General features: G+C 41.4%; 6 protein-coding genes. All 6 read left to right on the top strand.

Annotation, left to right across the window (positions count from 1 at the left end; genetic code table 11):
- Positions 1-4,676: ZmpA/ZmpB/ZmpC family metallo-endopeptidase (locus HMPREF2613_RS05675; RefSeq protein ID WP_070479616.1), on the top strand; the 4,676-nt coding region annotated here is incomplete at its 5' end.
- A 199-nt stretch (positions 4,677-4,875) separates the two neighbouring features.
- Positions 4,876-6,207, top strand: a complete 1,332-nt coding sequence (locus HMPREF2613_RS05670) for a glycosyltransferase (RefSeq protein WP_070479614.1) — start codon at positions 4,876-4,878, stop codon at positions 6,205-6,207.
- A gap of 1 nt (position 6,208) precedes the next feature.
- Complete coding sequence (locus HMPREF2613_RS05665) at positions 6,209-7,564, top strand: SLC5/6 family protein (protein ID WP_070479611.1); 1,356 nt, start codon at positions 6,209-6,211, stop codon at positions 7,562-7,564.
- Positions 7,548-8,252 (top strand): acylneuraminate cytidylyltransferase family protein, encoded by a 705-nt coding sequence (locus HMPREF2613_RS05660; RefSeq protein WP_070479608.1) that lies wholly within the window; start codon positions 7,548-7,550, stop codon positions 8,250-8,252. Before HMPREF2613_RS05665 ends, HMPREF2613_RS05660 begins: the two co-directional genes overlap by 17 nt.
- Positions 8,249-9,127, top strand: a complete 879-nt coding sequence (locus HMPREF2613_RS05655; RefSeq protein WP_070479606.1) for a glycosyltransferase family 52 — start codon at positions 8,249-8,251, stop codon at positions 9,125-9,127. The genes HMPREF2613_RS05660 and HMPREF2613_RS05655 overlap by 4 nt, the downstream gene beginning before the upstream one ends.
- A gap of 234 nt (positions 9,128-9,361) precedes the next feature.
- The coding region (locus HMPREF2613_RS05650; RefSeq protein ID WP_186822074.1) for a MucBP domain-containing protein at positions 9,362-13,055 on the top strand (3,694 nt) is incomplete at its 3' end.

The raw sequence follows: 13,055 nt of genomic DNA, 5'->3' as shown, positions 1-13,055 counted from the left end.
GTACTCAAGGGACCCAAGAGTCAGGTCATGAGGGAGAAGCCCTAGTTCAACCATCGCAACCAGCGTACACAGCCCCAATTAGTACCCAAGGTACCCAAGAGTCGGGTCATGAAGGTGAGGCTCTGGTTCAATCAGAACTACCAGTTTACACAGGTCCTCAGGAGGGAGCTCCAGTTGAGCCAACAGTGCCAGAGTCTACAGAAGTTGTTAGCAGTAAGGGCACGCAAGAGCCCGGCCATGAAGGTGAAGCCTTAGTTCAACCCGTTCAGCCATCTTACACAGCCCCAATTAGCACCCAAGGCACACAAGAGCAGGGTCACGAGGGTGAGGCTGCTGTAGTAGAGACTCTTCCTGAACTGCCTTTGACAAGCAATCATCGTACAGTAACAGAAACCATTCCTCATGAAACTGAAGAAATTGAAGATGCGACTATCTTAAAAAATCATCGAGAAATTGCTCAGGAAGGAAAAGACGGTTTACGGACCATCGAGTATGAAGATTATCTCGTAGATGGTAAGGTGGAAGCTAGCAAGGAAATCTCACGTACAGAAGTAGCACCAACCAAAGAGATTGTCAAGGTTGGTAGTCTTGTTAAAACCAAACCAATAGTTGAAATTACTAATCTGGTTAAAGATGAGAGCAAAAAAGCTGTAGCAGTCACCTATCACTTAGATGACCAAACGTCTGCCTTTGTTAAGGCCAAGGCTCAAATTTTTCAAAATGGAACACTAATTAAAGAAGTGGATTTGAAAGATTTATCCGTTCAGCAAACGATTGATGGTTTGGACTACTATACTCCTTATACAATTAAGACTTACCTGACCTATAATCTAGGCCAATCTGATCAGGAAAATACAGAAGTATCAACGAAAGATTTTCAATTGGACTATAAGAAAATTGAAATCAAAGATGTGGATGAAGTGGGGCTCTATGGTAAGGAAGATGGTCACTACCGTCGTTATCTGAACTTATCAGAAGTACCAAGCGATTTGTCACCTTATTTTGTCAAAGTCAAATCAGATAAGATGAAAGAAATGTTGCTACCAGTTAGCTCTATTAAGGAAACAGAGGATGGGAAATACAAGGTAACCGTTGCCTTCAATGAACTGGTTCAAGAGAAAGATTCAGCATACAAGGATAACTATAGCTTCACAGTTGATAAGCAAAAGCTTGCCAAGGACGGTGTCTATACTTCCTTCAAGAAACTGATTGTTGCCATGCAGGGTAATCTCGCTGGAACCTTTAAACTTGGAGCTGATATGACAGCTGATGAAGTGGCCTTAGCAAAGGGACAAACCAGCTATGTGACAGGCACTTTCACTGGTAATCTTATCGGTGCGAGTGACGGTAAGCCGTTTGCGATTTATGACCTTAAGACAGCCTTGTTTGATAACTTGACCAAGGCTACTGTGAAAGATATTGACCTTAAAGCAGTAGCGATTAAGAGTCAAGATGACACAGCCAGCCTAGCAAAAGTAGCTACTAATAGTCAGATTAGTAATGTAGCTGTAGAAGGTCAATTGACAGGTAGCAAGTCAGTTGCAGGTTTGGTAGCGAAGGCTCAGGATACAGAAATTACTAATAGTTCCTTTACAGGTAGCATTCAGGCCAAGCATACGGATGCTTCTCCTTACTATGTGGGAGGTATAGCAGGGCTCTTATCTGGTACTAAGGCTAAGATTGATAAGGTAGCTGTTGATACAAGTATTTCTAGCAATGCCCGCAACAATGACCAATTTGCTGGAGGTATTGTAGGGAAAGTTCAAAGTGGTGCTTTGGTCTCTCATGCACTAGCAAGTGGAACCATCCTCAATACGACAACCTATCCTCGAGTCGGAGGTATAGCAGGTTCTACATGGCAAAATGGCCGTATCCATCATGTCGTTAGCATGGTCAACGCTGGAGATGGTTATGCTATCACAGGAGACCAGTACAGGGGAGCGGACATCAAAGATGCTAGCACTGTTGTTGAGAACAAGAAGGCCGATCTCTATGCGACCCCAATTACCCAAGACCAGGCCAGAGAAAAGGTCCACTCTTATGGGATGACAGTGACACTAAACGATACAGGTCAAACACTCAAGGCCAATCAGCACAGTGTGGACTATACTCAGTTAAGCCAAGGTCAAGCTAGTCGAAAAGTTGCTTATCACAATATTGAGAAATTGATGCCTTTCTATAATAAAGAGCTAGTGGTTCACTATGGAAATCAAGTTGATCCTACGGATAAGCTTTATACTACAGAATTGCTGGATGTTGTACCAATGAAGGACAATGACATCATCACAGATATTCAGGCCAATAAAGCAACGATCAATAAACTGATGTTGCATTTTGCTGATAATACAATCAGTTATCTAGATGTCACCTACAAAGAAGATTTCAAAAATACACAAATTGCAGAGTACAGCGTAGCAAGTAAAAACTTTATCTTTACACCAGAAGCCTTTTTATCTGACTATACGAAAGTGACCGATCAGGTCCTAGCAGATTTGCAAGGGGTCGAATATGACTCAGCAGCCATGAGAAGAGTTCTGGGCATTGAGGCAGATGCGTCGCTTGATCCGCTATACTTGGACAAAGAATTCGAAAAAGTTAAGGCTAATATCGGCGAACATCTCCGTAAAGTGCTAGCCATGGACAAGTCTATCAATACGATGGGAGATAGTGTAGCAACCTACATCAGCGAAAAAATCAAAAACAACAAGGAAGCTTTCTTGCTTGGTTTGACTTACCTCAATCGCTGGTACAATATCAACTATGATCACATCAATACCAAGGATCTCAATACCTATAAGTTTGACTTTGATGGCAATAGCACAGCTTCAACCTTGGATACCATCATTGCCCTAGGTCAGAGCGGTATGGAAAATCTCAAGGCATCAAATAATATAAGTGCCTATGAAACAACCCTGGCCCCTGCAAAAGGTCGCAAGACAGTGACGGATTTACTAGAGTCTTACAGAAAACTCTTCCTACCAACTAAAACCAATAATGAATGGTTGAAGACGAATACCAAGGCCTATATAGTAGAGAGTAAGTCAGCGATTCCAGAAGTGCGTGCCAAACAAGAGTCAGCTACACCAGATAGTAACTATACACTGGGAGTCTATGATCGTATTACGGCACCAAGTTGGAAATTAAAAAACATGCTCCTACCTTTATTAACATTGCCAGAAGAAGATGTTTATGTGATTTCAAATCTTTCTACCTTGGCCTTTGGTGGCTATGAACGCTACCGTGACCGTGTTAATAATACAGTCTTATCAGGAGAAGAATTGCGTCAGTATGTCCGTGCTAAGGTTGACCAGTCGGCTGAATGGCAACGAGACCACTACGATATCTGGTACCACTTCCTTTCACCAGAATACAAAGAAAAACTCTTCCGTTCAGTCATGGTTTCAGATGGCTTTGGTATGAAAGATAGCAATAGTAATTATTACTGGGCTACCCTGTCTGATAAGGCCATTGATTCTATCTACAACTTCTTTGGACCAACTGGTAAGTGGTATGGGGAAAGTAAGGGAGCTGGAGCTTATGCCAACGGTTCTGAGGTCCACTATGTCAGCGACCGCTTGTTGGATAAATACGGAACATCAGTCTATACTCATGAAATGGTTCATAATTCTGACGGACATATTTACTTTGAAGGAAAAGGTCGTCGTGAAGGATTGGGAGCAGAGTTGTATGCCTTAGGCCTGTTGCAATCTGCTGACAGTCTAGATAAGGATGCTATTGTCTTGAATACTCTCTATAAAGGGGATAAGGATTCATCAACTCGCTTGCATACTTATGACCCGACAAGCCGCTTCACATCAGCCGCAGCCTTGCAAGAGTATGTTCACGGTATGTACGATGTCTTGTATACCTTGGATGCTATGGAAGCCAATGCCATTTTAACTAAGTCTAATGATGTCAAGAAAAAATGGTTTAGAAAAATAGAGAATTTCTACATTGAGGACAAGTACCATAAACAAACTCATGCTGGAAACTCTGTTCGTCCATTGACAGATGCTGAAGTAAGTAAACTAACCAGTCTGGATGCCTTGATTGACAATGATATCATCAACCGTCGGGCTTACCGTGATAAGAGCGACTATACTCGTAATGGCTATCATCTGATCAGCATGTTCTCACCGATTTATGCTGCCCTCAGTAATTCAAAGGGTGCGCCTGGTGACATCATGTTTAGAAAGACAGCCTACGAATTGTTGGCAGAAAAAGGTTATCAAGATGGGTTCTTACCATATGTATCCAACCAATATGCAGAAGAAGCTAAACGAAACGGGGACATTACCTATTCAGATTGGCTTAGGAAAGATGTGGGCCTCATCACTGATAGTCTCGTCTTGAAAAATGTCTTTGCCAACCAATATGGTTCATGGGCTGATTTCAAGAAGGATATGTTTAATAAACGTATTCGCAAGCAAGACCAGTTGAAACCAATCACTATTCAGTATGAACTTGGTGTACCAAACAGCAGCAAGGAGATTACAATTCGTTCAGCTGCTCAAATGCAAGAACTCATCGATCAAGCAGTGGCAAAAGATGTGGCTAACATTGACCGTACGACAAGCCACGCTCCTGCAAGTTGGGTCCACTTATTAAAACAAAAAATCTACAATGCCTACCTACGTAGCACAGATGATTTCAGAGAATCGATTTATAAACAATAAGAAAACTCCCCCAAGCTATCCTGTCTAAACCAGTCCACCTTGCAGATGGTCAGTCTTTGTGATAGAATAGCATAAAGTCCTTTTGAGGGGGAACTTGCTAGGAAATCCCCAAGCATTGTAACGGAAAAACCACCCTCGCTTCTTTGTGAGGGTGGTTTTTCCTTTGTAAGTAGAAAATAAGAGAGAAAGAGTCTACATCATGTCGAGAATTGTCACCATTCATCCAGCCAAGGAAATCCATCGCTATGGTTTTGAGAGTACCCAAGTCTATCGAGCCCGTATAGCACGCCATCTGGGTTTGGAATATGTTCACCTTGTATCGAGTCCTCAGCTTCGTCCTGACTGGAAGAAAGATTTAATCAAGTTAGGATTTTTAGAAAAAGAACTGATATGTGTTCCGCATAGTTTTTCAGATATAGGCCATGCAGACTTATCAGTGAAGCCAGAAAGTTTAACGCTAGCAGATGGAGATCAGGTGGAGCTCAATGAGGATGGTTTTGTGGTCTCTGTTACCCTGGGAGATGGCTCGGGGAGATATTACTATACCAAGGGTCCCTTCTTGTTTGAAGATTTCAAGGAAAAGGAACTGCGTTGGTATCACGAAAATGGAGAATTGGCTCTGGAAGGACGCTTTATCGATCCCTTCAAAGAACCCTCTCCTGTCACTATCTTTTACCCAGAATACATCTACCGCATAGGAGGAGAAATCCGTTCTGAAGAGGACTTACTGGTCAAGTTCTTAGCCAAATGGGCCCAGCAAACCGACCTCTTTATCCGTGACCAACAAATCGTACCCAAACCCAGCCTTTGGCGTTACATGGAAAACACGGATAAAAATTATTATGAAGTCGTCCATGAAAATGTCATGCGAGATTTACGCCTCGCCAATCTGCGCAAGACAAACAAATACCTAGTTGCCAGTGAAGTTTTGACTGATACTTTGGCGAAACAAGGGTATGACACTAAGTTTTTACCACCAATGTTTACAGAAAAAGTAGGTCAGCTAAGAAAAATCGGACCTGTTTTGGACTATTGCTTGGTGGGTCATATGGGAGAAGGTAAGAACGTTGAACTTGTCATTGAAGCTTTTATCGAACTCTACAAACGTGGCTCCAAGGCCCAGATTACCTTTTATGGTGGTACAGAGGAGCGTCTGGAGGAACTTCGTAATCGCTACGATCTGCCACCAACCATTCACTTTAAAGGTATCGTTGACGAAGTACCTTATCATCTCCACCAATGCTATTTGTCTGCAAGTTATACAGAGTTATTTGCTAATGCCTGTATTGAAGCCTTGAGTCAAGGTTTGTTAGCCTTGTTATCTGATGTGGAGATTGCCCATCGTTTCTATGCTGACCAGTCCAATGCCATCAACTTGTTTAAAACCAAATCAGAGTTGATTCAAAAGATAGAAGAGATGGAGCAGCCTGATTTTTATCTATCGAATGAAAAAAATCTAGCCTTAGCCTCTCGCTATTCTCTGGAAAAAGTAGCTCACAGATACAGAGAACTATTAGATAGGAATTTCTAGGATGTTGGGAATTCTAGTCACCCTAGTGCTCTATTTCTGCTTGATTTCCTGGATTGCCTATCGAAAAAAAGGGAGCGAAGAGGACTATTATCAGGTTAAGAAAGCTGTTCCAGTGACAGTTTTGGCCTTCTCAGTCTTTGCGACCTTGCTCAGCCCCATTTCCTTTCTGACTCTGGTGGGGAATGCCTATACAGGTAGGTCCTATCTCTGGTTTGCCCAGTGTGGCATCTTTCTAGCCATTCCACTAGCTCATCGCTATTTTCTGCCCCTCTATCAAAAGGGAAACTATGAGACAGCCTATCATCTTTTAGAGGATAAGTTTCAATCGGCTGGCATTCGTTCACTGGCTTCAGGACTTTTCATCCTCTACCAGTTGGGGCGAATAGCAGTGGTGACCTACTTGTTGTCTCAGGCCTTAGCACCCTTTATTCCTATCAATCAGCTGGTCTTGTCAGGTTTACTCCTTCTTTTGACGGTCTATTATCTGGCAAGGGGTGGTCTCTGGGTTGTGCTGTGGACGGACTTCTTTCAAGGCTTGGTCCTACTGGCTATATTGGCCCTCTTTCTACCAAGAATTGCCCAATCTGGTTTAGTCGTGAATAGCAGTCAACAGCTATCTCACTTTGCAGAGACTCTGGATGGGAAGATGGTCTTTATCTTAGTTGCAGGAGCAGGTTTTAGTAGCTTGTTTTCCTACGTTTCTTCGCAGGATATCGTCCAACGTTTTAATAGCAAAATAGGGCGTCAGAAGATTGGAAAAATCTTATGGCTACAGGGACTCTTGTCCTTTGGGATTGCTAGTCTACTCTATCTGATTGGCTGCTTGATTCGTCAGGAAAATTTCGCTACCACATCGACCAATCCTGTTCTCATTGCTTACGCTCGGGAAGGTCTGGCACCTTGGTTTGGCAGTTTCATCATGCTGGCTCTCTTGGCAGCGGGTCAATCCACGGTTTCGTCCAGTATGAATGCAATCGTGACCTGCTTGAAGTTGGATTTTGCTTGGTCAAAGCTGCGCTGGTCGCCAAGCCTCCTATCCTTTGTCATAGCAGGCCTGTCCTGGCTCCTCTGTCTCTTGCTCATGAATGCAGAAATCTACTCTATCTACGAATGGATTAACGGTTTTATGGGTCTGACTTTAGGTGTGATAGGTGGATTGTACCTCTTGGTTTTACTCCTCAAAAGACCGAACTTACAGTTAGCCAAAATCTATCTGGTCTTTAGTCTAGGAGCCTTGGTTCTCTATCATTACAGTGGCCTTTTTGCCAACCCCAATCCTTGGTTAAATAGCATCATTACTACTTTATCTGCTCTTTTTATCTCATTTCTAGGAAGACTATATGAAAGCAACATCTAAACCCATAGCTGTCATTTTAATCCGTTCGGGGTCACGCGGCTTAGTGGATAAAAATATCAAACCGCTAGCAGGCAAACCTTTGGTTTTCTATACCATCGAAGTCGCCCTAGCCTCCAAGCTATTTAGTGACATCTGGGTCTCCTCAGACTCACTAGCCTATCTCGAACTCTGTCGCCAAGCCTATCCAGAGATTCGTTGTATCCACAGACCAAAAGAATTGGCCCTATCAACAACCTCTAGCTTAGAAACCTTACGCGACTTTTTACAGCCCTTTGAGGAAGAGCAGGTCTTTGTGAATCTACAGGTGACTTCGCCCCTGAGAGAAGTAGAGCATCTCATCGAGTCCTATCAACTCTACTGTCAGTCTGGCGCTGACCATCTGATTTCCTGTGTTAAGGCGGACAAGAGTCGCAGTCTTTTCTTGCAGCTAGGGGAGTCAGCTTTTATCAGTCCGCCTCAGGTTTCCAAGCACTATGCTCGGCAAAAAGAGCCTATCTATTACTATCCCAATGGTAGTATCTGGATTTCTCGCAAGGACCTTTACCTACGAGATGAGACCTTTTACACGGATAAGACAGTAGCATATGAAATGCCCAAACTCTATTCTTATGATATCGACGATGCCTTGGACTTTGAAGTCGTTGAGACCTTGCTGCACCATCACCACCTAGGAGAATCAAAGAGATGAAACACCTCATCATTGCTACAACGCCCTTGCAGGTTAAAATAGCCCAGCATATCAAGGGGCTCTATCCTAATCAGGAATTTGTCAGCCTTTATGTCAGTCCTGTCAAAAATGCCCGTCAGGAGCATTATGCTAAGGATTTTGACCATGTTCACTATCCTCAGACAGCAGAGGCCTTGGCTCAGATTTGTCAGGAACTTGCCGGCGACTATGACACCATCTTTTATGCTAGCTTTGACAATAGCTTGATTTTGGACTTGGTTGCTAGTTCGACCTACCAACACCTCATGAGTTTTGATGATGGCTATGCGGATATTTACCCTTTGGGAATGTATGCCCTCCCTCTTCAACCCAATCAGGTGGGCTCTTTGGGATTGACCAGAGATGACTTGATTGAGCGAACGGAAAAGCACTATACCCTCTATCGCAGTGACTACCATGTCGTGGTTAGAGAAAAGCTAGTTTATCTGGAGCATTTTTTTGACCTGTCACAAGCACCCGTCTCAAATGGCAAGACAGTCAAGGTTCTGCTGGGGCAAAAGTTCTCTGAAGAGGACGATCAGATCTCCATCCGCTTTATCAGCACTTATGCCAAGGCCTTGGCCATTGACTTCTATCTGCCCCACCCCAAGGAAACTTTCACTATCCCTGATGTGACCTACTTGGAGACGGAGCTGATCTTTGAAGATGTCCTAGCCCAACTCTTTCAAGAATACGAGTTCGTTCATGTCTATCATTTTACCTCATCCGTCAGCCTGCACCTTAAAGACCTGCCCCATGTGACCATCACAGGCATTTCCCTCCCCTACTATGAGGACCGTCAAAAAGAATTGCGACGCTTGGGTTGTCAGTTTGAAAGGGTTTCACTTGGCTGGTAGCATAAATGTATATTTTAAAATATGTAAATCCATACATCTGTATGGATTTTTTATATATAAATATAGCGAAAAACTATAGTTTGAATGATTAAAAAGCACTCAAATTCCTTGTATAGGAGGTTTTAAAGTGTTAAAATGGAAGAGTGAGGTTTTTGGTTTTATTAATCATTTATTACTATAACAACATTATGAAATCAAGAATCATGCAAAAAATAAAAGTAAAGGATACTAAGAATGTTTATAAATAAAAAAGAAAAATTTTCCATTCGTAAGTTTAAAGACGGCCGTTCAGACTCAGTCAAAATCGGAACAGTAGCTTTGATTGTTGGTACAGCCCTTGCAATGGCAGGACAAACCCAGACTGTAGAAGCAGCTGTAAAAGATAATGGTAATGGAACATCAACAATCTCAAATGATAAGGGGTCAGTAATTGTAGATACAGCTAATATTGAGAACCCAGATGCAGGTAGGCAATTTTCAACTGATCCAACTGCAGAGGGAACAAATACAATTACTAAAACTGGAAAAGTAGACTACAAATATGTAACTGCTGAGGGTAATACTGTATTAGAAGAAAACAAAAACCAAAACTCTGGTGCTGATAAAACTATCGAAACACCATACGATGTATACGGTAAATCAGGAGAAGTTTTCAAAGGAACTACAGGTGGTGATGCAGAAGCTAGCGACCTAAACGACGCTAAAGAAAATGGTAAGAAAGAAACAATCGAAAAAGATGGGAAGACTTACCACCTAATCGGAGAACCTAAGGTTGAAACTACTGGAAACGGTGGAGGAGTGTACTCTGACACAACTCTAGGTGATGTAACTGCGAAATTGACTCCAGAAGGGTTAAGTAACGCAGAAGGTAAAATCACTTATGATACTGTAAAACCTGGTGGAAAAGCTTGGATTGTTGAACAAACAGGAAAAGGAACATATGGTAAATATGTACAAGCTGATTCAGGTGCGATCACTTCTGATGCTAAGATGATAGAAGCTTTCAAAGCTGGAGAAGCAACAGCAAAAAACTTCACTTCAGCTAACGTAACAGCTGATGGTGGAATCAAAGAAGGTGATTATGTTTTCGTCCTTGAGAAAAATACCTATGTAACAGCTAAAACTGAGAGTTTCTCTTTAACAGCACAGATACAATTGTCATCTAGTGATAATGTAGCAGATGATAAAGATGGAACTGGGGCTACTTTAAATAGAACATATGCAATGGTACAAAACTTTAAAGCGGCTCCAGATACTTTAACAGGAGAAGCAAACAAAACTCTTGTAAAAAACTATCTTGCATATCTTCAAGAAAAAGGATTTGAAGATAACCTCCTTAATTTCAAACGATATATTACTTTAGGAATGGCGGCAAAAACTGGTGGTCCTCTGGAGATTAGTGCTGATAAGGGAGATCAAGTTGATGATAAAGGAAGACCTACAAGTGATATAACAGCTGATATAGCAAGCGTTACTGATCAAGAAACAAGTACTTTAGAAGATAGTAGTGATTTTCTTCTTAAATTTTCTGATCCTTCGCCGGAAGTTGAAGAGTATTCTTACCGTGACGAAATCACTCCTCTTCGTGCCTACCGTTTAGCAAGTGGTACTACAACAATCACTTACACTTATGCAGAAGAAAAAACTCGTGAAATCGAGAAAAAAGGTTCTGTAGTCGTTAACTACCAAACAGAAGACGGAACAGAATTAAAATCTCCTTACACTGATACTCCTGAAACAGTAGCTGAAGTAGTAACTGAGAAATACTATGTTGATGCTGATGGGAATGATGTAATTGTAAGTAGTACTACAGCTTCTAAAAACGTACCTTACAACACTAAAGAAAATGAAACTGAAAAACCTCAAAAACTTACAGATGCACAAGGAAATGTTTACTACCTAAACGAAGCAAACACAATGACATCTGTAAATGGTACAGAAACTACATCACCAGCTGAAACAGGAACAGTAGTAGAAGGTGTTACAAAAGTAACTTACATCTATGAAAAAGCTGGATCAGTAATCGTTAACTACAAAACTGAAGATGGAACTCCACTTGCAGGAACAGTAGTAGACGAAGATGGAGCTGGTAAAACTGTAGAATCAGGTGCAAAAGACATTGATAATGGTAAACCAGGTACAGCTTATAACACTGCCGATAACGGAATGAAACCAACTCGTATTAAAACTGCAGAAGGCAAAGTATACGAATTAGTTCCAGACTTAACTGAAGGTGAAGAAACAGGTGAGATTGAATCAGGAACAACTAAAGAAGTAACCTACGTTTACAAAGAAGTTAAAGGTAATGTAGTTGTTAAGTACGAAGATACTGAAGGTAACACACTTGCTGCTGACGAAAAAGATGAAACAGATGCTTCTCTAAATGTTAAATACGATACAGCTGACCACAAAAAAGAATCTATCGAGAAAGATGGTGTTAAATACTACTTAACAGCTAAAGAACTGAAAGATGGTTCTAAACCAGCAACTGGTGATGTTGTTGAAGGAACAACAACAGTAACTTACGTTTATGAAAAAGCTGGATCAGTAATCGTTAACTACCAAACAGAAGACGGAACTCCATTAGTAGGAACTGCAGACGGTACAGATATTGCTTCGGGTGCTAAAGACACTACAGACGCTAAAGCAGGAACTGACTACAACACTGCAGACAACGGAATGAAACCAAACCGTATTACAACTGCAGAAGGTAAAGTATACGAATTAGTACCAACAGCAACTAAAGGTGACGAAACTGGTAAAGTTGTTGCTGGAGAAACTAAAGAAGTAACATACGTTTATAAAGAAGTTAAAGGTAATGTAGTCGTTAAGTATGAAGATACTGAAGGTAACGTAATCGCTGAAGACGAAAAAGACGAAACAGATGCTTCTCTAAACGTTAAATACGATACAGCAGACCACAAAAAAGACGAAATCACTAAAGATGGAGTTAAATACTACCTAACAGCTAAAGAGCTTAAAGATGATTCTAAACCAGCAACAGGTGATGTTGTAGAAGGAACAACTATAGTAACTTATGTTTACGAAAAAGCAGGACAAGTAGTCGTTAACTACCAAACAGAAGACGGAACTCCAATAGTAGGTGTAGACGCAGCTGGTGCTAACGTAGCTTCAGGTGCAAAAGACACTGTAGATGGAAGACCAGGATCAGACTACGATACTTCTGATAACGGAATGAAACCAAACCGTATCACAACTGCAGAAGGCAAAGTCTACGAATTAGTACCAGCATCAACTAAAGGTGCCGAAACAGGTACAGTAGTAGCTGGAGAAACGAAAGAAGTAACATACGTTTATAAAGAAGTAACTGGTGATGTAGTAGTTCACTATGTCGACACAGAAGGTAAGACAATCGCAGCTGACAAAGATGATCTTAAAGGTGCATCTCTAAGCGAAAAATATGATACTGCTGTTGATAACAAACCAGAAAAAATCACTGCAGAAGACGGAACTGTTTACTACATTACAAAAGCTGGTCTTAAAGATGATTCTAAACCAGAAACTGGAAACGTAGTAGAAGGTAAAACTGATGTAACTTACGTTTATGAAAAAGCTGGATCAGTCATCGTTAATTACCAAACAGAAGACGGAACTCCATTAGTAGGAACTGCAGATGGTAAAGATGTAGCTTCAGGTGCAAAAGACACTGATAATGGAAAACCAGGTTCTGAATACAATACTGCAGATAACGGAATGAAACCAAACCGTATCACAACTGCAGAAGGAAAAGTATACGAACTAGTACCAGCATCAACTAAAGGTGCTGAAACAGGTACGGTAGAATCAGGTCAAACTAAAGAAGTGACCTACGTTTATAAAGAAGTTAAAGGTAATGTTGTTGTTAAGTATGAAGATACTGAAGGTAACACACTTGCTGAAGACGAAAAAGACGAAACAGATGCTTCTC

It is taken from the genome of Streptococcus sp. HMSC070B10 (assembly GCF_001808665.1).
In the GTDB taxonomy this organism is placed as follows: Bacteria; Bacillota; Bacilli; order Lactobacillales; family Streptococcaceae; genus Streptococcus.
This window is presented reverse-complemented; position numbering and strand designations above follow the sequence as displayed.

Coding starts and splice junctions, on each gene's coding strand:
- HMPREF2613_RS05670 (WP_070479614.1), top strand. CDS start 4,876: ATGTCGAGAATTGTCACCATTCATCCAGCCAAGGAAATCCATCGCTAT.
- HMPREF2613_RS05660 (WP_070479608.1), top strand. CDS start 7,548: ATGAAAGCAACATCTAAACCCATAGCTGTCATTTTAATCCGTTCGGGG.
- HMPREF2613_RS05655 (WP_070479606.1), top strand. CDS start 8,249: ATGAAACACCTCATCATTGCTACAACGCCCTTGCAGGTTAAAATAGCC.
- HMPREF2613_RS05665 (WP_070479611.1), top strand. CDS start 6,209: ATGTTGGGAATTCTAGTCACCCTAGTGCTCTATTTCTGCTTGATTTCC.